General features: G+C 43.9%; 24 protein-coding genes. 23 read left to right on the top strand and 1 reads right to left on the bottom strand.

The genetic code is table 11. The annotated features are described in order from the left end of the window. Nucleotides 1-34 precede the first annotated feature (34 nt). The 3 genes from ACI48K_RS14180 to ACI48K_RS14170 are packed head-to-tail and all read left to right on the top strand — an operon-like array spanning nucleotide 35 to nucleotide 3,785. Nucleotides 35-835, top strand: coding sequence for a transcription termination/antitermination NusG family protein (locus tag ACI48K_RS14180; RefSeq protein ID WP_475028252.1), 801 nt, complete (start codon nucleotides 35-37; stop codon nucleotides 833-835). Beyond that, nucleotides 835-3,081, top strand: coding sequence for an SF1B family DNA helicase RecD2 (gene recD2, locus ACI48K_RS14175; protein ID WP_475028251.1), 2,247 nt, complete (start codon nucleotides 835-837; stop codon nucleotides 3,079-3,081). Before ACI48K_RS14180 ends, recD2 begins: the two co-directional genes overlap by 1 nt. A gap of 47 nt (nucleotides 3,082-3,128) precedes the next feature. Beyond that, a complete protein-coding gene (locus ACI48K_RS14170; protein ID WP_475028250.1) occupies nucleotides 3,129-3,785 on the top strand; it encodes a hypothetical protein in 657 nt (218 codons plus the stop codon). Nucleotides 3,786-4,272: 487 nt separating this feature from the next. On the opposite strand, the gene ACI48K_RS14165 is transcribed toward ACI48K_RS14170, so the two are convergent. Continuing rightward, a complete protein-coding gene (locus ACI48K_RS14165; protein ID WP_475028249.1) occupies nucleotides 4,273-4,716 on the bottom strand; it encodes a hypothetical protein in 444 nt (147 codons plus the stop codon). Between the two features lie 191 nt (nucleotides 4,717-4,907). On the opposite strand from ACI48K_RS14165, the gene ACI48K_RS14160 reads away from it, so the two are divergent. The 20 genes from ACI48K_RS14160 to ACI48K_RS14065 all read left to right on the top strand — a co-directional run bounded on the left by ACI48K_RS14160 (nucleotide 4,908) and on the right by ACI48K_RS14065 (nucleotide 22,469). Then, nucleotides 4,908-5,180, top strand: a complete 273-nt coding sequence (locus ACI48K_RS14160) for a stage V sporulation protein S (protein ID WP_475028248.1) — start codon at nucleotides 4,908-4,910, stop codon at nucleotides 5,178-5,180. A 53-nt stretch (nucleotides 5,181-5,233) separates the two neighbouring features. Then, nucleotides 5,234-5,635 (top strand): hypothetical protein, encoded by a 402-nt coding sequence (locus tag ACI48K_RS14155; RefSeq protein ID WP_475028247.1) that lies wholly within the window; start codon nucleotides 5,234-5,236, stop codon nucleotides 5,633-5,635. A gap of 15 nt (nucleotides 5,636-5,650) precedes the next feature. After that, entirely contained in the window at nucleotides 5,651-6,490 is an 840-nt protein-coding gene (locus ACI48K_RS14150) for an HNH endonuclease (RefSeq protein WP_475028246.1), read from the top strand. Next, nucleotides 6,487-7,029 (top strand): HD-GYP domain-containing protein, encoded by a 543-nt coding sequence (locus ACI48K_RS14145; RefSeq protein ID WP_475028245.1) that lies wholly within the window; start codon nucleotides 6,487-6,489, stop codon nucleotides 7,027-7,029. The genes ACI48K_RS14150 and ACI48K_RS14145 overlap by 4 nt, the downstream gene beginning before the upstream one ends. Continuing rightward, nucleotides 7,026-7,481, top strand: a complete 456-nt coding sequence (locus tag ACI48K_RS14140; protein WP_475028244.1) for a metal-dependent hydrolase — start codon at nucleotides 7,026-7,028, stop codon at nucleotides 7,479-7,481. The genes ACI48K_RS14145 and ACI48K_RS14140 overlap by 4 nt, the downstream gene beginning before the upstream one ends. A gap of 198 nt (nucleotides 7,482-7,679) precedes the next feature. After that, nucleotides 7,680-8,078 (top strand): hypothetical protein, encoded by a 399-nt coding sequence (locus ACI48K_RS14135; RefSeq protein ID WP_475028243.1) that lies wholly within the window; start codon nucleotides 7,680-7,682, stop codon nucleotides 8,076-8,078. A 337-nt stretch (nucleotides 8,079-8,415) separates the two neighbouring features. Then, on the top strand, nucleotides 8,416-9,201 hold the full coding sequence (locus ACI48K_RS14130) for a hypothetical protein (RefSeq protein ID WP_475028242.1): 786 nt from the start codon (nucleotides 8,416-8,418) through the stop codon (nucleotides 9,199-9,201). Between the two features lie 28 nt (nucleotides 9,202-9,229). Next, nucleotides 9,230-11,224 (top strand): VirB4 family type IV secretion system protein, encoded by a 1,995-nt coding sequence (locus ACI48K_RS14125; RefSeq protein WP_475028241.1) that lies wholly within the window; start codon nucleotides 9,230-9,232, stop codon nucleotides 11,222-11,224. A gap of 1 nt (nucleotide 11,225) precedes the next feature. Then, on the top strand, nucleotides 11,226-13,112 hold the full coding sequence (locus ACI48K_RS14120; protein WP_475028240.1) for a hypothetical protein: 1,887 nt from the start codon (nucleotides 11,226-11,228) through the stop codon (nucleotides 13,110-13,112). A gap of 9 nt (nucleotides 13,113-13,121) precedes the next feature. Next, entirely contained in the window at nucleotides 13,122-14,834 is a 1,713-nt protein-coding gene (locus ACI48K_RS14115) for a M23 family metallopeptidase (protein ID WP_475028239.1), read from the top strand. A 136-nt stretch (nucleotides 14,835-14,970) separates the two neighbouring features. Then, nucleotides 14,971-15,396: a hypothetical protein gene (locus tag ACI48K_RS14110; protein ID WP_475028238.1), complete on the top strand. Its 426-nt coding sequence runs from the start codon at nucleotides 14,971-14,973 to the stop codon at nucleotides 15,394-15,396. Continuing rightward, nucleotides 15,374-16,639, top strand: a complete 1,266-nt coding sequence (locus ACI48K_RS14105; protein ID WP_475028237.1) for a hypothetical protein — start codon at nucleotides 15,374-15,376, stop codon at nucleotides 16,637-16,639. The genes ACI48K_RS14110 and ACI48K_RS14105 overlap by 23 nt, the downstream gene beginning before the upstream one ends. A gap of 99 nt (nucleotides 16,640-16,738) precedes the next feature. Beyond that, nucleotides 16,739-17,467 (top strand): hypothetical protein, encoded by a 729-nt coding sequence (locus ACI48K_RS14100; protein ID WP_475028236.1) that lies wholly within the window; start codon nucleotides 16,739-16,741, stop codon nucleotides 17,465-17,467. Further along, complete coding sequence (locus ACI48K_RS14095) at nucleotides 17,415-18,758, top strand: ATPase, T2SS/T4P/T4SS family (RefSeq protein WP_475028235.1); 1,344 nt, start codon at nucleotides 17,415-17,417, stop codon at nucleotides 18,756-18,758. Before ACI48K_RS14100 ends, ACI48K_RS14095 begins: the two co-directional genes overlap by 53 nt. A gap of 4 nt (nucleotides 18,759-18,762) precedes the next feature. Next, complete coding sequence (locus ACI48K_RS14090; protein WP_475028234.1) at nucleotides 18,763-19,629, top strand: type II secretion system F family protein; 867 nt, start codon at nucleotides 18,763-18,765, stop codon at nucleotides 19,627-19,629. 15 nt (nucleotides 19,630-19,644) lie between these two features. Further along, nucleotides 19,645-20,544, top strand: a complete 900-nt coding sequence (locus ACI48K_RS14085) for a hypothetical protein (RefSeq protein ID WP_475028233.1) — start codon at nucleotides 19,645-19,647, stop codon at nucleotides 20,542-20,544. 20 nt (nucleotides 20,545-20,564) lie between these two features. After that, nucleotides 20,565-20,813 (top strand): hypothetical protein, encoded by a 249-nt coding sequence (locus ACI48K_RS14080; RefSeq protein ID WP_475028232.1) that lies wholly within the window; start codon nucleotides 20,565-20,567, stop codon nucleotides 20,811-20,813. Between the two features lie 37 nt (nucleotides 20,814-20,850). Next, nucleotides 20,851-21,270 carry a DUF4320 family protein gene (locus ACI48K_RS14075; protein ID WP_475028231.1) on the top strand — a complete coding sequence of 140 codons (420 nt, stop codon included), beginning with the start codon at nucleotides 20,851-20,853 and terminating at the stop codon, nucleotides 21,268-21,270. 14 nt (nucleotides 21,271-21,284) lie between these two features. Further along, on the top strand, nucleotides 21,285-21,710 hold the full coding sequence (locus ACI48K_RS14070) for a hypothetical protein (protein ID WP_475028230.1): 426 nt from the start codon (nucleotides 21,285-21,287) through the stop codon (nucleotides 21,708-21,710). A gap of 15 nt (nucleotides 21,711-21,725) precedes the next feature. Further along, nucleotides 21,726-22,469: a CpaB family protein gene (locus ACI48K_RS14065; protein ID WP_475028229.1), complete on the top strand. Its 744-nt coding sequence runs from the start codon at nucleotides 21,726-21,728 to the stop codon at nucleotides 22,467-22,469. Nucleotide 22,470: the final 1 nt, after the last annotated feature.

Here is a 22,470-nt window from a genome sequence, read left to right as displayed (position 1 = left end):
AATAAACAATAAAAACGGATTTGGGGGTAAGATAATGGCTGCTGCGTTTGCGATTCAAGTCATGACGGGTAAAGAAAATAATGTTAAGAAGCTGATGGATTGGTCATTTTCAAGAAGTGAAACTGCTGCAAAATGGATTAAATCCGTACATACATTTACAACTACAACACGCCGTTTGCTTGATCAGGGAAAGCTGGGCAAAGAAATAAAACGAGCTATTATGCCGGGCTACATTTTCATCGAAATGAACTATTCTGTTGATGAAAACAATTGTTCAGCTCATCTTCCCGCTGATGTGTGGCACCTTATCAAAAGTATCCCAGGAGTTTTAAAACAGTTCACCGGTTCAGGTCAGATTATTGGGGCAGCCGAGTTTCAAAAAATGCTTGGGCTTGAACCAGAGGAGCAGCAAGTAGAGATTGCAGTTCCCATTGAAGAAGTATTCGTAGAAGCCGCTCAAGTCAATAAAATTGAAAGTACTATGAAAAGTGCTTTGGATCAAATCAATAAAGCCAGAACTTTAGAAGAACGGATACAAGCGCGGCAGGCATTAGAAGTGGCTGAACAGCAGATGAACGAATTGGTTGAAAAGGTGTATGAGGAACCGGTTGGAGTAATGGCTGCGGAACTTAGTGATATACAGCATGTAGCAACTAAGGACACTATGGCTGAGAAGGTTAAAGTCTTTCTGCGGAACAGCAAAGAAATTATTAACTTTCCTAAAACGTTATTGGAAAAGATTATAATGCGAACAGAGTTCCAAAGCAAATCATCCCCGCATACAATGGCTACCCGGTTATTTGACTATTTACGTCAGCAGCTAGGGGCAAGCTGATGGAAGCTCCAATATTAGAAACCAGTACAGGTCATGTCGTTTATTTTATTCACCCACGTAATGGTAGTTTAAGCGAGGAGAATAACTTTGGCATAGCACGATGGCAGCCGGATAACGGCGGTGAACCCTTTGCTATAAAAGGAAATCTCTTTGGTTTAAACAAAGGTGAGCGAATTGCAGTTCATGGAAAATGGGGAACTCATGCCAAATATGGCCAGCAATTTTCAGTAGAGAATTGGGAGCGTCCTTTGCCTAAAACCAAAGATCAGATTGTTTCGTTTCTCGGTTCTAAATTTGTAAAGGGCTGCGGGAAGAAAAGAGCAGAGTTGATCGTGCAGCATTTTGGAGATCAAGCGCTCGAACGAATTATGTCTGAAGGTGCTGACTGCCTCGTAGGGATTAAAGGGATTGGTACGAAAAATGCCTTACAGATTGTTGAAAGCATTAAAAGCAATTTTGAAATTAAGCAGATTATGATGACCTTACTTCCGTATGGCATCACTGCGGATACCGTAACCAAAATGTATAAGCAGTGGGGCGCGGAGTGTGTAGATATTGTGCGACGTAATCCATACCGGCTTACTGAAATCCGTTTAATCGGCTTTCTAAAGGCAGATGAAATTGCAATGGCCATCGGTATCACTATTGATTCACCATACCGATTGAATGCTGCGTTGCAATATATATTAAATGAAACATGCTACGGCGGCGGCCATTGTTTTATGTCTGAACGTGATCTAATAGATCGGACGATGGAGCTTTTGAAGGGTGTTCCAGAGCAGGACATTTTAACCGAGGTCCAGTTAATGTCAGCTCACGAACAAGTGATTTGGGAAGAGGATAAGATTTATCCGAAGCATCTATTCATATATGAAAATAAACTTGCACACAAGCTGGCTTGCATGGCAAACCGGAGTGGCGGAGCTATGCCCTCTTTAGATATTGCAATCAAACAATATCAAATGAAACAGGGGATTTTGTTGGCTGAAAAGCAGCGTGAAGCCATACGAGAGCTGTTCAGGCAACAACTGGTCATTGTAACAGGCAATCCAGGTACAGGAAAAACAACGGTTGTTAAGGCCATGATCGACATTTACCGCAGGCACTATCCTGACGCAGCGATAGGGTTATGTGCGCCGACAGGTCGTGCAGCTCGTAAGCTAGGGGAGTTGACGGGGATGGATTCCTCGACAATTCATATGATGCTTGGATTTCGTCCGGGGCAGGAACCAGAGTATGGTGATAATTTGCCGCTGCCATTTGACCTCATATTTACGGATGAAGTGTCCATGAAGGACTTACAGCTGGCCTATCACTTATTTCAAGCCGTTGGGCCAAATACGAAAGTAGTGCTTATTGGAGATAGTGATCAACTCCCTTCCGTTGGTCCAGGGAATGTGTTGAATGACATGATGGCAGCGGGTATTCCGAATATCCGCTTGACGGAAATATTTCGTCAAGCTCAAGAAAGCCAGATTATCATGAACGCTCATCGCATTAATCATGGAGAGCAGATCGTCATTGACAAGAGTAAGGATGATTTCTTCTTTATTGAACAACCTGAGCCGGAACGAATTGCTCATCTTGTTGTGCTTAGTGTGCTGCGCTTTTTGGAAAAAGGTTATTCTCTTGAGGACATCATGGTACTCAGCCCAATGAAGAAAGGAGTAATTGGCACAGATGAACTCAACCGGCGGCTACAAGATGCAGTGAACCCTGCTTCTCAAGACAAGGTGGAACTGGTTGTAGGAGACAAGACTTATCGTCAAGGAGATAAGGTTATTCAAGTCCGCAATGACTACAGCAAACAAGTTCTGAATGGTGATATTGGAACGGTTATCGGAACCACCTTTTTGAAAAATGAAGATGGTGAACTAACAGATGAATTAGGGCTGGCTTGTGATTTTCGAGGAAAAACTATTCTCTACAGAAAACAAGAGCTCAGGGATCTTCTCTTGGCCTATGCGATAACTATCCATAAGGCCCAAGGCGGACAGGCTCCAGTCGTCATTATACCTGTTTCGACTACTCATTATGTTATGCTGGCGAGGAATCTGATTTATACAGGGCTAACGAGAGCGGAGAGAGTCTGTGCCATGATTGGAACCCGTAAGGCGCTGAGTATGGCCATAAATAATAACAAGATGGTACAGCGCAATACAGGGCTGAGAGATCGAATAATGCAATATATGAAAGAAATGAGTCCCATCCCACATATTCATGCGACTGCAACGAATGGACTGTAATGGGGAGTGGTTTTGCTAAAAGGAGAGCACATCGGAGTGGAAATTCTGTGACAGATAAAGCAGTGAAATTGAAGAGGACGCTGGATCGGGCAGAGCTTCAAGCTAAACGTCGATTAGAAGTCAACTTAGATGTAGTTAATACGGAAGAGACGAAAGCAAATGAACAAGGATTCATGCTTGTCAAAAAGAGGGAACATAACCGCACCCCGTTTTCACAAAATATATCGGAAAATATTGAGTATCTGAATGAGAAGAAATACTTAACCGGGGCAGAGAATTCCTTTGTATTTAAATTGGCCCCTTATCTGCAAACAAATACGAATGCGCTCACTGACCGGAAAACGGGTCAGTTTTTTAGTGTGTCTGACATTGCCAAAAAGTTGGGGATTAGTCGTACAAATGCCAGTTTAATTATTGATGCCTTGCTTCACAAAGGAATTTTGTATGAATTTGTAAATGCGATTGAATTGAAATTATATGGTCGCACAGTGACACAGCGCCCCTTTTTTATGAATCCAGAGATTATTTGCTGCGGGGATAAATCCAAATTGGATGCGGGTATTGTCGATTTGATGGTTCACTTCAACATTTTGGAGAGGAAGGGGATCAAACTTCCTATCAAAGCAGTTCGGTTACCCAATGCCAAATACGGTAAGCTGATTGGCCGTAAGCAGTATTTGGAGATTCGCAAAGCGACCAAGTAATTTTTTAGCGCTTTTCAATGAAAGGGGGAAGTGTCGAAGGGGGGTGTTAAGATTTCTTAACACCTGTGTTAAAGAATTTTAACACCCCAAAATGCTAGGAAATATTGATATATCAAGGTTTTTGGACATTTTGGGTGTGGAGGTTTTTCTTACTCTTTATATATACGACTGCAGTTGTAGCCTAGATTTGTCTACAGCTATGCGCATGCGCGTGTGTGTTGGGCGTTTAGAAAGGAAGCTTACGAAAGTGATTTTATGGTTGCTAATCCTGCTACTTGAGCTTGTTTCCAAACACCTTTTGTATCGGTGACACGTTTGGCTCATGGGCTGAGAGAGATTAAAGGAAGGGCAGAGGTTTAGTGGAATGGAACCGGAGCGAAGGCAGACACGATGGATAAAGAAGAAACGGGAGCTGACCATCCCTAGTATCTCCAGCCCATATTGAGCTACCTTAATGCAGAAACGAAACAAATTGTACAGTAAACATCTACCTTGGAGGACAATCCTCGTCGCATATCCAATCACCAAGGTAAACACTTGTTAATTTGTGTGAAAAGATTTGGGTGGGCCAACCATAAAAATACGTTATCTTAAATGCAAAAAAGCTGAGAGATTCAGCTTCTCCTGATAGAATAATTGTCGTTTCGGGACAGTTCCAAACGGGAGGTACAGAAAAACTGAATGAGGTTATTCCTATTTCGTGTTCTGTAAGATCTGCACGTACTCTTTTGATATTCAAGCGGAAAACAAGATCTGCTCCTTGTCTCCTGACATTTCTTGAGCTTATTGAACTATGAGTATTAGGTGCTATATCTTGAATTTGAAATCCTCCCCATATATCGCCGCCCCAGTAAATTCTAAGCGTTTTATCTAATGCATTGTTTATATGAAAATTACAATAGTTCCGTGGTGGCCATTCTGCTATACTCATGGATTTCCCACTCCTTTGGGCATCATTTTTGATACAGGAATATGCGATAATGAGTGAATATATGTGCTGAAGACAGTACGAAAATACAATGCAATACCAAGATAGCCTCTGCCCTGCAAAGTCAGGTCAGAGGCTTTTTGTTTTTAAAGGGTGAGGTAACCCTCAAAATTAAGCTCATGGAGGAATTTTATATGTCTGAAAAAGTATTAAAGGTGTCTTCAAAGTCTCAAGTCAATGCATTGGCAGGAGCTGTAGCAGGTTGCGTTCGTGAGGGTGAGGGAAAGGTGGAGCTGCAAGCAATTGGTGCAGGGGCCGTAAATCAGGCCTTGAAAGCAGTGGCTGTTGCCAGGGGATATGTATCACCACAAGGGGTCAATTTGGCTTGCACCCCTGCTTTCGTGGATGTGGTGATTGATGGTAAAGAACGCACTGCATTGAAGTTGATTGTGGCACCTATCAACTGATGGATATGTAAGATCAAGACGATCTTTCATTTTTAGGGGGAAGGGGAAGTGATATGTATTTGGCTAATGAACAACACCAAATCAATTTTCAGCATATGACAGCGAAGTTCCCTGCTGTTAAAAAAGCAAAGGATTATTGCTCTGCTTGTTATATTGGGGCATATCCTGAAATCTTCAAATGTTTCTCTCTAGCTGAGCAAAAACATGGTCCATTCGATTGGTACTTTGATTATTTGGATGATCCAGATGATTTTATCGAGCGGAGGGATCGCGGGAAAACAACAGGAGATACAGCTCCGCTTACCGGACAAACCAGAAGATTGGTTGAGTTGGGTCTGAATTTGTGGAACGGGAGAGAATTAGATTTGTCAGAGGGGCTGTACACTTGGGACGAGGAATTGTATCTTGTAGCGCTTCAAGCTATCGAGCTTCGCCGCTCTTCTTTTGAGGCTTAGCTGTATGGAGGGAATATGGAGACATTAATGAAACCAGAACGAGTTCGGAGCAGAGAAAACATTCAAAGCATTCGTGAAGAATCGGGACACGCATGTGAATATGTTGATCCTCTAACTGGCGAACGCTGTAATCATCCAGCAGAAGGTGAGCCTCACCATATCCGCACACGTGGGGCTGGTGGCGAGGACATTCGGGAAAATCTCATTCATTTGTGTGGGTGGCATCACCGCCTTTTTCATGATGGAAATCTGGATCGCAATGAGCTGATTGCCATTGTAGCCAAGCGAGAGGGCGTAACGCCGGAGGTTATAACTGATGTTCTAAAGCTGCCGTACCAGCCTCCTGTAGCCCAGCCAGATCCTCAGCCCAAAGTGGAGGAACTGTTGCAGGCCTATATTCAGATTGACGAACAGGAGCAAGAAACAAGGTTCGTTAAAGGGCAGTTGCTGGATGCAATGTTGGTTGCCGGAGCCAAGCAAAAGTTTCTGTCTTCTCAAATAGGGATTAGCCCGGCGCAAATTCGGGAATTGGTACATGTCTACCGGACGTTTCCTACGCAGGAGTCTAGGCATCCGGCATTAAGTTGGTATCACCATCGTGTAGCCAGTCATTCAAATGAACCGGCTGTCATGTTAGTGAAAGCTGGCGATGAGTCTATGAGCACCAGAGATTTGCGAAATGCCATTTTGAAGCAAGAAGGGGCGGATCAGCTTGTTAAGCAAGATGCAGATCAGGAACATAAGAAGGCTCAGCGGTTATTGGCATCTGTACAAAAGATGCTGGATACCGGAAGCGAGGCCGCCAAGTGGTTTGAAGATGAATTAAAGCAGTTGCTTAAGGAGGAGAAGAATTGATTTTGGAAAATGTGCTTAATATGCTGGATCGTGAACATGCCAAGCGGGTGAGTGAGCTTTCAATGTCCTTAGCTCGACATATGGGACTGAGTGATCATGAGGTCAGACTTATCGGTCAGGGGGCCTTGTATCATGATATCGGAAAAATAGCTATTCCAGCGTCCTTATTAGAGTCAGCAGAAAAATTTAATGAGGAAGAACGCAGATTAATGCAGCGGCATGTGGAGTATGGGCTATCCATACTCTCTGTTCATACAGGCGAGGAGATGGAGGCGGCTAAGGCCATAGTTGCATCGCATCATGAACGCTGGGATGGTCATGGCTATCCATATGGTTTAATGGGCGAAGAGATCCCGCTGTATGGCCGGATCGTAGCGATCTGTGATGTGTTTGACGCCTTATGCTCTGAGAGACCCTATAAGGCAGCATGGCCGCTTGGGAAGGTGCTGGATTATATCAAGGAACAAGCTGAAAAGGCATTTGATCCAAAATTGACGGAAGCATTTTTGCATATTATTTATGAAGGAGCTGTGGTATGAACGGGGCTTCCCATTTGGCGGGTGGAATCACCGCTGCTGTAGTGCTGGGCATCCATTCCCCAGCCCATCTTGCCGTTGTAGCCGTTTCTGCCTTATTGGCTGATATAGACCGCCCGAACAGTTTGCTTGGCAGATTTATTCCTGTGCTGCCAAGTATCTTGGAGAAGGTTCCAGGTAAACGAACTTTGACTCATAGCCTGCTATTTGGAGCGGGAATTTGGTTTCTATTCCAGCTGTTTATTCCGAGCATGGGATTAGCTTTCTGTATTGGTTATGTTTCGCACCTAATCTTGGATATCTTTACAGGACGTATCGCCTTTTTGTGGCCCCTCCCTTGGAAGATGGGAATTCCCTTATTTGGCGTCCCTCCAGTGTTTGTAGAAACAGTAGCAGTGGCAGTTTGGGGGGCTTGGATGGTATTAGGCGGCTACAACTTTTTTTATATAACTTGATCCATTAATTTTGGAGCTCCTGCACATTGCTGCGGGAGCTTTTTTGCTTTTATCGAGAACATATGAAGGGAGGTCATTCCATGTTCGCAGGTTGGATCAGTAGAAAGTATGGTATCGCATGGTCGGTAAGCGAGTTTCGGAAAGACAAGCGGGTTGGAGCTTGTAAAAAGCCAACATCAAACTGAAGGAGGAACATCGATGTTATTCAGGAGAATTAAGCAGGTTTTCGTTATTTTGACGGCATGCATAGTCCTTATGCTTAGTGTCGGTTCCGCTCAATACGTCGCACATGCGGAGAGCATTAAAGACAGAATACAAGGTAGCCAAGGAAGCGAAACTACTGAATTGGAAAAGAAAGTCGATGAATCCACGACAAACGGTGTGGATATGGCAAGGCGTATTTTTGTTACTCTTACCGTTATCTTTGGTCTATGGCTTGCGATTTCTTATCTGAGAGCAGGTTTTTCACCAGATACATTGCGGGAAACGAAGGGACGTATTTTGTTTTTCGTACTCTTTCTGATTTTGTCATTCTGGACAGAAGATATACTCGGTGCGGTATTTAAATTCTTGGGTATAGACTTGTCGAAATTGTGAGGGAAAGTGATGTGGGGACAATATCATCCGATACCGTACAAAAGCAAGATCAAAGAGAAGTTCATAACGCTGCTTGGCATTGGTCTTAGCTTCAGTCAGACAGTTTGGTGGGGAGTAGGAGGATACCTGTCCGTTCAGATGTCTAAAGTAGTACCGCGCATAGGAACGGACTGGTTTTATTCAAGATTGCACTACGCGATTCCCTTCCTGATTTGCATGTATCTCTGCTATTTCAAACATACCGGGACTAACCTCCCGGTATGGAAATATTACTATTTGATGTTACGCCTGCGGTTTCGTCAGAGAAAGTTCCTGTATAAGAAAGGAGGGGCGTGAGATGATTTTTATACTCATCATTGCTTTGGTTTGCGCTATATTTCTTTTTTTCCGGCATCGGAAAGATGAGCCGATGACAGTTCAGGGGCTGATAGGGAGTAAGACTTCTAAGGTAGCATGGGAGGGGCTTTCTCAAAATGCAAATCAATACCGTTTGGTGATTGAAGTCGAGCCGATTAATCTGGACAATGCATCAGAGGAAGAAAATAAAACAGTTTGGATCAATTTTTCGGGATTGATAAATACGTTATCGTTGCCGTATACCTTAATCACACAATCCCAACTGTTTGAAATGAAGGACTACACGGATGCGTATGGGCAATCTGTTCAAGAACTCCCGGACGAGTATCCTGACCTGAAGAAATCAGGAGAGACAGTTCGGGAGTATTTGGTGGAAAATCTGGATCAGGGTACGATCAGGAATTATCACGGTTACGTCATCTTTGAATATAATCCGATGGTTGCAGAAACAGGTGTTCAAGCTGGAGCAGAAAAATTAAATGCCCTGCTAGATAAAGCCGCACCCAAAAAGAACAATCTATCGGAGGAAGAACGATCCGATCTGGCATTACAAATTTTGGAGGAAGCGGAGAGTACCTTGTATGGCTTCTGTGAGCAAATAGGGATGCGCTATCAGCGACTAGATAAAGCAGGGGTTTGGAATTACACCTACCAGACATTACAGCGCGAATTAGCCCCGCAAGCTCGGATGATTGATGCTATTCGGGCAGATAGCTTCAAAAGGGTGAAACACTCCTTGACTTTGGATGAAATCCAAGTTGATTAGCGGGAAAATCAGTTGAGAAGGTGAAAAATTGATATTCAAATGGAAAAGAAGAACTGGCAAGGGGTTGTCCGAAGAAGGGCAGCCCCTTCTTGATGTCGGAAAAGCGAGTGGAGCTGATTTTTCGGCCCCTTCCTTTATACGAGAAACGATCCCCAAAGACATAAGCGCAAACCAAGTTGCGGTCGATGATTTCGCTGTAGAAATTGGGACTACGATTACGCCAGCCAGGTACTTTCGCAGTTTTTACGCTGAAATTTCATCCGGTAATACCTGGGCGGGCATGTTGGATTCTTTGGTCAGAGGCGACTATGGTAAAGGAGATGTGGATTTGGCGATCCATATTCATCCTTCTTCCAACGATAAGGAATTGGATGAAATCGGTAGGCGAATTGCCGGGCTTTTATCCGACTTAGCTGATGAAAAGGATGTCCGAAAAATTGACGCCATGCGGGATGAAATCGCCGATCTGAAAGAGCGACAAAAACGGATTCGTCTGAATGTCGAACGAAGTTTCCGGGTTTCCATTCAAGTTATCGTGAGCGCTCCTGAATGGAAGGAGCTTATGAAGTTGTGCCGTTCGCTTGTACAGCGTTTTGCGGGGAAGTCTATTTATCTTCGTTCAGCCGATGGACAACAACTTGCAGCGCTGCAATCCATAATGCCGGCAGCCCCGGAGGTATCCATATCCAAAGAACACTTTTTGTCACTCGAAAGCTCCAATGTGGCCGACCTATTTCCGTTTGGTGGCGGCGGTCTTAACCATCGTAGCGGAATCGTGATTGGCAAAGACCGAATGGGGCGACCAGTATGGCTTGATAATTGGCATCCAGAACTAGCGAATTACAATATGTGTGTTATTGGTCGTTCAGGTGCTGGGAAGACCTTTGTTACGATGCTCATTACGCATCGCTCATCACATATAGGCAGACAGATTGGAATTATTGATTGGAAAGGGGAATACGGCGACTTCCTTCGTGCTTTGGGGTGTCCATTTATTGAGCTTCATGAACATTCGAAACATCGAATTAATCCTTATGATGTTGATATTACGGAGTTAGCAGATGGAACAAGGTTTGTTGATATTGAAGAAGCAGCTAATTCGGTGCAAGCATTAGCATTTAAGATGATCTCTGTTTATGATCGTTCTATTTTAACTGGAGAAGTCAAAGTGTATGTCGGTCGTGCTATCAGGCAGCAATATACAGAATGCGGAATTAATACAGATCCTGACAGCTTATATACTTCGGGTCAAGTTGTACAGGATGGCGTTTTTAGAACCGGCAGGGTTAGAAAAGTAATGCCGGAGCTAATTGGACTTTGGGAGAAGATGAGCACCCACAAAAGTGAAGCGATCAGAAAGGCTAGTGAATTGTTGCAGCCATTTACTCGAAAAGGAGAAATGAGTTCGTATGCCATCTTTGATGGACAGTCCACCGTTGAGCCTAAGAATGCTCCTATTTTTGGATTTGCCATTAACCGCCTTGATCCAGAAATCATGAGGCCCATCGGTCTGTTTGTTACAGAACGGTGGATGATGGAAAGATGGGCGAAAAAACATCCAGAAATAAAGAAGCTCCTTATCATTGAAGAATGTCAAAATATTTTCTTGGATGAAGACTTTGGAGCGGTTTGGGCAGAGAGTGTGTTTCGTGAAGGGCGTGCTACGAATACAGGGATCGTACCTGTTACGCAAGGCTTGGAGGTATTTACTCGTTCACAGGCAGGCATGGCTGCTATTAAGAATAGCCCGATTAAAATCATTGGCATTCAGGAGTCTTTAGATATTGATGCGGTCAGAGGAAAACTGGCGTTGACCGAAGGAGAAGCGGATTTCCTGGTCTATCAAGCGCGTAAGGGAGATATGCTCGTCAAAGTAGACAACCAGTCTGCCATTGTCCACGTAGACGCCGCTCCTTTTGAAGAGATGCTGTTCACCTCAGATCCTAATGACCCCCTATATGCAGAACGGAAACGCTACATCAAGGAAAGGATTAGGGAACGAGCTGAGAAGGAGGGGAGTTAGATTGCGCCGCATCACAATCATTTTTTGCTTGGCTCTTATATTTGTTCATAGCTTTGTCTTTGCTACACCGACCATGGCGGCCGATGACAAGGGAGTGATCAGCAAGCAAGTTGATGAGTATTATTCGGATGATGATAATAAGCCTGGCTTACTTGAAAGAACACTTTCTGATGTCCTTATCGGAGCAGCCAATTTTCTAATCAAGGCTTTTGGAATGAAGGATGTAACCTTGCTGGTATTCGGGAAAAATCCTGATCCAACAAGCGATGGTTTTCTTCAAGGAGGAAGTACCGAAGGCCTTCGCTCTAGTTTATATCTTGGTGTCTTCTCAGAAGGAATGATGAATGCGGTAGATGCGATTTATACTGCATTTGAACACTTTATACCATATCCTGTTATCATCGCACTTCTGTTGATGGCTTTTTTGCTACTTTGGCATGGATACACCGGGGAGGGGAGAACGAAAGCCAAAGATTATGCCACAGCCTTTGTTGTTGGGCTATTATCTATTCGTTTCGGCGTGTACCTGTGGAAGTTTGTTGCTACGATAGTCGGTTGGGTTACAGATTTAATCTGGGCGACTATGGTTGATCATGGACTGAATCCTGGTTTGTTCCTAAATACGATTTGGGGTACTGGAGAATCTGGATATGATGATATGGTCAGCTATCGCGGATTTGTGGTTGCTGTCTTGGTGCTGTTAGCAGCATTCATGACGGCAAAATTAAACTACGACTATACCATGCGATCGATTAACCTGATGGTACTGCTAGCTACTTTTGTTGCATGTTGTATGCTGACCTTGTTTCCTCGTTATCGCAATGCTCTGCAAACATGGTGGGATCAATTTATCGCCAATATGATATTGCCTTGCGCCCACGCTCTGGCGTTAGGGCTATTTTTTTTGTTGCTCTATTTTAGCAATGATGGCGTATCTAATTGGGTGATCGTGGCATACTTATTTGGTTTTTCTTCCATCCAGAATCTTGTTCAACGGCTCCTCGGGACAGAGCAGCCGGATTCCAAAATGGGCAGAGCTTTGGGATTCGGTACGATACTAGCAATGGGGAGAATGTTCTCTGGGAAAAAATCTAACGGCGGAAAAGCAAACCTAGCTAAAGACCAATCTGGAGGGGAGAACGGAGGCGCGGCTGAATCGGCGGACGGTACGGTTGGTGATACCGCATCTATGCGGGGGACAACGCCTGCTATCAGTTCGTCTTCAGGCGCTACGTCTTTGTCAAAGTCAAATTGGAGAAGTAGGGCATCCAAGGCCAGCAAGAATGTAGCAAGCTTTGCTTTGAATCAAGGAGCCAAGGGTGTTGGAGCTGCGCTAGGAACTTCCATCGGGCTTATGGCCGGGAAACCCGCAGAGGGCGCTATTATCGGTGGAGCAATCGGAGGTTTCGGGGGTAAAACAATCCAGAAGGCAGGACAAGGAGGAATGTGGCTGGGGAATAAAGCATACTCGGGGATTCGTAAAAATGCTGATCAAGTAATTGCTGGTAGGGGGAATGAAGCTGAAATGATGATAGAATCATCGAGCCCTTACTATGAAGAAAAGCCAATGCAACGAACATCTGACTTTACTTCAATGGAGCAACCATTTAGAAATCACACTGGAGTTGGATTTAATAAAGTAAACAATAACTATAGCACGAAAAATCCATTCTTTGATAAAACGGTTACTTCAGATTTGAAGAACCCCAATCCTGGTCGTGGGGCGGATATCCAGCGTGAATTGAGAAAGGAACCGGAGAAATCAAGCGACAATCTCATTTCTGAGAATAAGGAAGTCGCGAAAAATCCAGTGCCCTCACCTTCTTCTTCGGCGGTGCGGTCAAAAACGCCGCCACATGGAGGGAAACACTATAATTATCATGTTTAGGGGGAGATTATGGATCCTGAAAAATTGTTGAAGCAGGGCGGTAGAATACTTCTAAACAAAGGAATAAAGTCGCTATTAAAAGCTGTTCTTCCGTATGTACTTGGTGCATTGGGGATTTTCCTTATACTGTTTCTGGTTTACTTCGTCATATTTGAACTTCCCAAACAATCTGTGATGGGCAGTTACAATACTGCTCAAGAACGATCATCCGGTTTCTTCTATGGAACCAAAGAAGCAGTGGATGAACAGTTGTTTGACACCTATCAGAATATAGCTAACCGTTGGAGTGAAGAATTGACAGCGGATCAGGAAGTGCAGGTTCAGCCCTACGTTTTGAATTGGCAATGGCTGGCTCAAGTGGATCGTTCATTGAACGATCCTTCTTTTTTTAACACTTTTTTAGATGAACATGTCAAAGAAGTGGAGCTGAAGCCAGAGGAAACTTTTGAAGAAGTTCGTCCTAAGTTTACATGGGAAAATTCAGAGGTAGTTACGGTAAAAGAAGTCTGCGTTCAAAAAGAAGATGAGGATGGAGAAGTCGGATATGAAAAATCGACAGTGACGGAACGACAGCCTGTGCTTCTCCTTGAACAAGCAGAAACAATTCAAAATGATTATCGCTATACTTACACCTCTGATACAACAATCGAAACGGCATCCTCTTCATGCGGTCCTTTAACTACAACAGTGACCCAAGATAAGTTACAGCGTATTGAACCGATGTACAGCGAAGATTGGGAACCGCTAAGAGAAATCCTATCTGTTCATGGAGCCAAAAGAGCAGAGGACCAGGACTTTCTTTTGGAATATTGGCTATCTTACCTTTCTGATGGTGACGGAGAGGGAGAATCGCTAATAGGCTGGTCTCCGATTGCCGGAGACTTGATCTGGCCGACAAATGGGACAAACGTTACATCCACTTTTGGGAGCCGAGTCCACCCGATTACCGGGGTAATCAAGCTGCATGCAGGAGTCGACATTGGAGTGCCTAGTGGGTCACCAGTCTACGCGGCGAAGGCGGGAAAAGTGATCTTTGCCGATTACATGGGTTCTGCGGGGAACGCGATCATGATCCAGCATAGTGATATGGAAACGAGGTATTACCATCTAGATAAAATTGAAGTCAAATCTGGACAGGAGGTAAAGGCTGGGGAAGAGATTGCAGAGTCAGGCAACACTGGAAGCTCAACCGGGCCGCATCTGCATTTTGAAGTACGCATTAACGGAGAACCTGTTAACCCGCTACTTTATTTCGGCTATTCCGGTTCTTCTGATATTCTGACTTATCGTGCATTGGATATTCCAGTCTTGATAAAGTGGTTGAATAAACGGAATTCATTGCTTGCCAACGAAGAAACACTGAGGATGATTGATGCTGCTGCTAAAGTTCAAGGGATTGATCCTTATTTTCTCATTGCTATCACAGGCGCGGAACAGTCTTTTGTACCGAAAAGTAATAAGTATGCGGACAAAATTATTAAGAATCCTTGGAACGTTTTCGGAAGCTGGAAGGAAGGAAAAGGATCAGAGCTGACAACAGGAGAAGCCGCCGAAATAGCAGCCAAGACGATTGTGAAGCTATCTAAGAACAGACCGCCTGATACGAACTCGATTGAATGGCTGAGTAATCCGACTAATCCAAATGGGGTATATGCAACAGGTTCTATGTGGTCGAAAAATGTATCCAGTTTTTATCAAGAATTAACGGGTTTGAGGGATTGACATACAGCTTCAAAGTAGTTTATTATTACCTTGTCCTTAGCGAAGCTATGTTCTCATGGATGTAAATGTATGCCAAATAAACAACCTCTAATATTAGGGGTTGTTTTTGTTTTGCTATAAAAGGGAGGAAGCAGAAATGATTTCAAAGGTGCGGATTATTCTGATGTCCATGGTTCTATTGTTTGGATGTATCCCTTTCAGTGTTAGTGCGGATTCGAGCGAAACGACTTCTGTAACTCAAGAGATTAAAGAAGGTTCCAAAGGATTTGATCCGGAAGAGGTTGGTAATCGTTTGAATCAAAAGGGGGAGGAGCTTTTTGAAGCAGCCCGATCAGGAAGTAACTTCTACATTTACCTTGCACTCGCTGTTTTTCTGGTCTTACTCATTGGAGGATTATTTTACAAAAAGCTGTTGTCATTTGCTTTTTTAGTGTTGTTTCTATCCGTTATTGGGTATTTGATCATCAATTTCTGGCCCCAAATTTTTGAAGCGATGATGTCCATTTTGGACTGGCTTTTCGATAAAGGAGGAACTAGCGGTGAAGTTGCATCTGGTATTTGATCTTTCAATTTTGCCCCCTCTTACTGAAGCGCTAAAAACACAGGGGGATGATATTTCGGGAACAGATGTAACCCTGGAACAATTTGCTGTTGCTGCATCGGCAGGACAAGTTGATGCAGAAATTGCTATTGTGGACGGGGGGCTGGGGGTGATTCGTAAGCAGGAATGCGTGAATTATCTTAAAGAAGTGCGCATGCGCGTACCTGAAATGCGTCTAATTGTTGTACTGCCTGAAGTGGATGTTGGCTGGCAAAAAAGTCTTGGGATGTATGGTATATACGATGTTTATGCGGCTGAAAATTTTAGCATAGAGGATATACAAAAATGGATTCAAACTAAGAAGACGCTGGCTGATATTCCTAATTTTCATACTGAATCTCCGCAACTGTCCAAAGAGAAAGTCGGCAGTAAAGTTGGATTTTCCTTAGAGAAGAACAAAGGCAAGATTCAGGCTTTGCTGACAGATTGGACAAAAGGATTGAAAGTAATTCCTAAAAAGCAATCAAGGGAGGAAGAATTGCTCTTGGAGCCTGCGGAAGAAACGAAAGAACAGGAGTCACCAGAAGTGGGTCAGGAGGATTTCTCTACTGAACCAGCTCTCCAAGCTGAAAAACCTCTCATTCCGCATGTGCCTCAGCCCTATATTGTCGCTGTTGGAAGTTTAATGAAACGGAGCGGAAATACACATACGACCCTGCAAATTGCCTATGAAACAGCGAGTAGGGGATTGAAGACAGCTTTTGTGGAATATCGGAGTGAACCGCGACCATCTGATATCGTCAGTTTCGCAACGGATTTTGATGGACTGAAATTTCACCGGCAAGGAATTGATTTTTATCCAAACCGTTCACCTTTTGATGTGGCTGAAATTTATACGCTTGGTTATGAAGCTGTTATTCTTGACTTGAGCGTCTTGGTTGATGAAGCTGAGGAAAGGTTAAATTTAAATTCGGCGGCACAAGAATTTTTGCGTAGCCAATTCCAATTCATAACCTTGTCAGCCGCTCCCTGGGATCTGCACTTTCTTGTTCAGCATATTAATAATGTTCAAGTCCTTATGCGAAAATCATCTGTTGTGGTTAACTATGCGGATGAAGAAATGATTAAAGAGTTTCGGGAAATGTTCCCGGCTGTTCCCTCCTTATTAAATCCTTTAAAGGCGAATCCTTTTACTGATGCAGGCGAGCTGGCTTATTGGCTGGATCAGCCCAAAGAAAAACGAAAACGATGGTTTGCACACTGAACAAGGCCTCTACTCTTTATTGAGTAGGGGCTTTTTTTATGTTCAAAGGATGAAGGGGAAGCTTTATCCACTTTGCAGATACGAGAGGAGAGATGTTTTGTGTTCAACAAAAATAAAAAGAAAGGGATGCCTCGTTCCACCAAAGGCTGCATGATTGCACTTTGGAATCCGGCAGGAAGTGATTCGTCACTGCTTCTTGAGAAGCTACTGAGCTTTGTCAAAAAGCGAGAAGAAACGGCTGTTGTCGTAGAGCTTCCATGTTTGGGGCTGCCGCGTGTCGCCTATCGCATGGGCGTTTCAGAGCTGGGGCATGCACAGACGGTGGATCAGTTGCTGATCGACTATGACCGAGGAATGTTGCAGGGGATTCATAGCTATCTTCAACATTTTGATGGTTTCGATGGACTCCTGATTCAACCCAAAAGTAAGCTGGATAGTCCTACACTGATTAAGCTTCAGCAGGATAAAACGCTGCAAGAGATGCCTGCCTATTTAAAAGTTCATTTGTCCGGCTATCATTATATCTTTATGATTTTGCAGGGCCAGTTGATTCACCCGATGACTTTCTTCTCACTGCGTGAAGCTGATCACGTTGTGCTGAACATGAATGAGCCGGTTGAAATTATCCGGGCCTATGCCGCTTACAAAGTTTTAAGGCAGGATTACGATGTACGGAATGTCAGCCTGTTCAGTGAGTTCAAGAATGGCGATTTCAAGGAAGAGACCATTCTGAGTCATCCAGAACAATTATTTGCTGCTTGGGAGGAGGGGGAGCATGGCAATCGGAATGATCAATCCGGCAGAGTACGTGCAGTACCGTCGGCCTGAAATTAAGGCGACAAATGCTCGTAGCAAGACGGACGATGAAAATTTGAAAACATTGTTGGAGAGAACACAGCAATATCTCATCACTAATTACAACGATGAATTTGTTCGGGCCATTATTGATGAGCAGGCGCGAAACCGGGTCAAATACCATATTTCTGACTACATTCGGGATCAACGGGATATGAAGTTTAGCGTAGATATCGGAGAGGTTATTGACTATATCCGTACTGAGATTACGGAAATGGGAGTATTGCAGCCTGCCCTTGACGATGACCGCATCAGTAGTATCGAGATTAATGGCCCGGCTGAAGTTATTGTCGAACGCGACGGCTTTCCTATGCATATGATTGAAATCCGGTTTCGAGACAATGATCATATCTATCAGACCATTGATAAAATGCTCATGCCGATCGGCAAGACACTGACTGCGAATGAACCAGTAATTGACGCCAATTATCGGGGGTTTCGCATCAATGTAATCATGGATGTAACAAGAGGCGGGGTTAGTACTGGTAGCCCTGTCATTTCCATTCGCAAGTTTCCTCCAGATGTATTTTCGGACGAGCAATGCATCGCTTACGGGAATATCTCGCCGGACATTTCCCGGTTTCTTGCGGATATCCTGCCCTACGGTATTAATACGGTGATTGCTGGAGGCACCAACAGTGGGAAGACCACGCAACTCATTCGTTTCCCGGCCTATTATGACCGGCTGACGCGATTTTTTTGCATCGAAGACTCGGAAGAAATGATACTCAAAGGGAAGACAACCTACCAGAACTATCCGAACATAGCCAGTGTAATTGCCAAGGAGCACGAGGATGAACGGAAGGCCTACCTCATTCCTAAGCTCGTGAAAACAAGTCTTCGGCAAAATCCTGATGTTATTCTGGTCGGTGAAGTCCGGGATGAATTTGCAGCCAGCCAAGCGCTTGTAGCTGCGAATACAGGACATATTGTACATCTGACGATACATGCCAACGGGACGGAAGAAGCGGCTGTGCGCTTCCTTCAGCTTTCGGGAAACAACACTATGGCAGCCTCGCAAATAGCCATGTCTTTTGATCTTATTTTGTATCAAAAATATGAGGCATCAACAGGCAAAAGAGTTGTATTTGAGATAGGGGAGCTTATAGGCTTTGAAGGTGATCAACCCCTTATTCAGCCCATTTTTCAATATGATCCTGTTAATCGTCAGTTCAATCAGGTAGGAAAGCTAAAGAAATTAAGACGGAAGCTCATCGCAGAAGGTGCTCCTGATGCTGTCGTATCCCGTTGGTGTGAGGAGTGAGACAATGCCGATCTGGATGTTCTACATTTACTTTTTTAGTTTGGCCTTTATAACCTTGGCCTTAATCATTCCTAAAACAAATGAGAATAAAGGCTTTTCTTTATCTAAATTGCTCGGCTATGAACAAATAAGGAAAGAAGCTGAGACGGTTGGATGGTCGCTTTCATTTCGGGAATTCAGTTTCCTGGTTTTGCTATCCATCATGGTGATTGGGGCGATTGCAGTGTTTACAGGTAATTACTTTTTCGTTGGCCTGGGTGCAGTGTTATGTTTTACATTGCCGAGAACCATCGTCCTCAAGGTTAAACGGAAAATAAGGCAGAATGTTTTATTTGATCTGCCCTCCAACTTGCGTCTTTTCATCAGTAAGCTCACTGACTTTCCGAATGTTCAAAAGGCTTTGGAAAATGCGGTGCTTGATATGGATGGAGTGACTAAGCCTGTATTTGAAAAAGCATCGAATCAACTACGTGTTGGTCTTCCCGTTGATCGTGTGTTTGATGAAATGATGGGCGATTTGCGGATACGAAGGATGGAAGATTTCTTAGACAAATTGAAGCTGGCTCAAATGGAAGGTTTCCATCCCCAATCATTGGACAGCTTGAAGGAAACTGTTGAAGAAATCGGGGAGGATATAACTCAAATACAGGAGTTGGATATCGAAGCGAAAAGTAAACGGAAGCAGCTATTTACCGTGATCGGCATGGCGTGGATGATGCCGATCATGATGTCTTTTATGAATAATGGGAACGCCAATGTATTTTTGAATACGTTGCATGGACAAATATATATCGTTTCTTTTGCTGCTGCGACTTTATATGCAGTCGGCAAAGGGGACGATTATTTATCGCTCAATCTCGATAAAATTTAAAAGGGGGAATGCCCATTGCTTGTGTCAAGTGCTCTATTATTTTTGTCCATCCTTATATTGACCGGGCTGGTATTGAAAAATCTTTTACCGGGGTTTGATTCGGAGAAGCGATATGCGAACCAAGCAGCTTTACTCCAGAAAAACCAGAAGGAATTGCGTCAATTAAGAATGGATCCGTTCACCGTATTTTTCGTAGATCGAATCATACCCAGATTAATGCAACTGAAACTGCCTATTTTCAATGGGAGCGGGAAGCGTCGGCGTATGTACAACTTACTTGGGAAGGAAAACACATTTGAGGAAGAGCTTGCTGATAAAGCGGTCAAATCGCTTGCCGGAAGCCTTCCTTTTTTCGTGCTGCCTTTCTTGCTTCACATGCCCATGTTGTTTCTGGCGATTCCTGTTGCGATGGTCGTATTTTTCTTTGCACAAATGGGTGAGATTCCAAAAGCCTACAAACGTAGGCAGGATGAAATTATTCGTGATCTTCCTCAGCTGATCAGCAAAATGATGATTGCGCTTGAAACGGGGAAGTCATTTATGACAACCATTCAGAGGCTTGAAGAAACGAGTGGCCCACGAATGAAGAAGATGCTCTCTCGATTAAACGCCAATATCCGAATTATGAAGCTCACTGATGCTGTTGACTTATTTGCAGCTGAAACTGATGTGCCTGTTATGCGGGATTTTGCCTCTGCCGTAAAGATCGGGGTGAACAGTGGGTATGGCGAGGCCAAAAAGTATTTCGACAGCATTAAGGGGGATCTCCGAAAACTCCGGCTTGCCGCACTAAAGGAAGTCACTCGTAGTCAGCCAGAGAAGATTAAGCTGCTATATGTTCTGGTTGCCCTTCATGCCTTTGCAGCAGTTATTATTGCATTCATTGATATTTTTTCACAAATTCAAAATTTATAAAAATTCAGGAGGTATTTGAAATGAAAAGATTTTTGAACAAAGTGGTGGCTTGGAAAAATGATGTTAAGTGGAAAGTGGTCCGCCGCTTTGAAACTGTCGTCCTCAGATTGATCAATCCTTTACAAAATCAGCAAGGGGCATCCATTGTAGAGATTTTGGGTTATGCGCTGTTGGCTGTATTGGCCATTGTGGTTGTGTGGGGATTGATCAAGGGCTGGCTACCGACCTTCTGGGAAAATATCACAGGAAGACTTGATAATCTTTCGTAATGACATATTTCTGGTTTTGTAGCAGGAGGTGAAACTATTGAAAAAGAAGATGTTTGCTCCACTTAAAAATCGCCTTGGAGCTGTTGGCTCCATCCCACTAATGTTTTTCATGCTGATTGCAGCCATATTTCTCTACCTTGGGATCGATCTGTACGGCTACATCGTCCAGCAACAGAAATTGACGGTTGCTACGAATGAGTTGCTTGAGGTTGTAAAGGCAGAGAATGGCTACGACAGTGTGAATCGGGAACAGTTCGATCATCTTGTGCAAAAGTCGGGCATTGATCCGGCTAGGGTATCTCTTACGGCTACACCCAAGAGGGTAGCGCGAGGAGAAACCGTTGTAGTTGAAACCAGTATGGTATATGAATGTATCGGTCTAAAGCCATTAGGAAAGACGGTGCAGCTTCCGATTCGTGTTAAGGCGAACGGCCTGGCTCATACATTCTTCCGATAAGGAAGTGATGAAATATGTTTCGAAATCTGGCGCTGATCCTATTCGGCGCCTTTGCTTTGTTCTTCTTGACCGACTTTCTTTTTTTGTACAACGCACATTTAAAAATTGAAAAGGCGGTAGATCAGGCGCTGGATGGGGCCATTATAGCAAGTACACAGGAAATAGAAAACCAGCGCGGCCGTTTGGAATTGAATGAAGCTGTAGCCGAAGGAACTGTCCATAGTATTTTGAAAAATAATTTAAAACTGAATACTGACCTCACTAATGATCACTTTTTGGATAGTGAGTTGAGGGTATCTGTGACTTATCTGGGGACAGTGCCAAGAATCGAAGCCCAATTTGATACGAATGTGAAGCTCGTTGCTGGTAGGATATTCGGACTGGATGCCTATCGGCTCACAATCAAAAGACATACACCGTATCTTGGTGAATTTAAGTAGAGGAGTGAACGTAGGTTGAAGAAATTTTGGAATAAAGCAATGCGGCGAATACTGATTGTGGTTGCTGCTTTAATCTTGGCAGGGGTAGCAATCGTCATACAAAGCAGTATCGTGAAAAAGCAGGTAACAACAGAGCTTGTTTATGTGGCGGAGGATAATTTGCCGCCAAATAGCATGGTTGAGGGCATGCTTGTCCAACGCAAGGTTGTAAAGAGCGAAGTTCCGGTTGATGCCATCCGAGACCTAAAGGAACTGGATGGTGGAGCTTGGGTAACAACAGAGATTGGGATTCCGAAGGGAATACCGGTATCCAAATCCATGCTCGTTCCAGCGAAGGACAGTAAGTATGGAGAAAGCCTAGAGCTGAAAGATGGGGCCATGTTCGTCGGGGTTCAAACAGACCAGGTTAAGAGTGCGGGCGATATGATTAAGCCCGGAACTGTTGCTGATGCCTATGTTTACATTAAGGGCGAGGACCGACAGCCATCAAAACTGATAACACCTGCCGTCGATCCGCTTTTGAAAGGACTTTTGATAAAGGATCGTCAAAATCAGAACGGCTATGAACCGCAAAGCGAGGGAACAGGGAATCAGAATCCAATTCCAGCCATTGCGGTAGTAGAAACAAAAAGCCCCGGTGTAGCGGCAGCACTTATTCATTATCAAGAGGAAGGCGAAATTTATCTTGTTCCTACAGGCGTTCAGCTCGACTTTAATTTTGAGGATAAGATGAATAGTAATGAGGCCGCTGTCCAATGAC

The sequence above is a fragment of the Paenibacillus terrisolis genome, assembly GCF_056171975.1.
The sequence above is the reverse complement of the archived record's forward strand: the minus strand, read 5'-3'. Positions and strand labels throughout refer to the sequence as shown.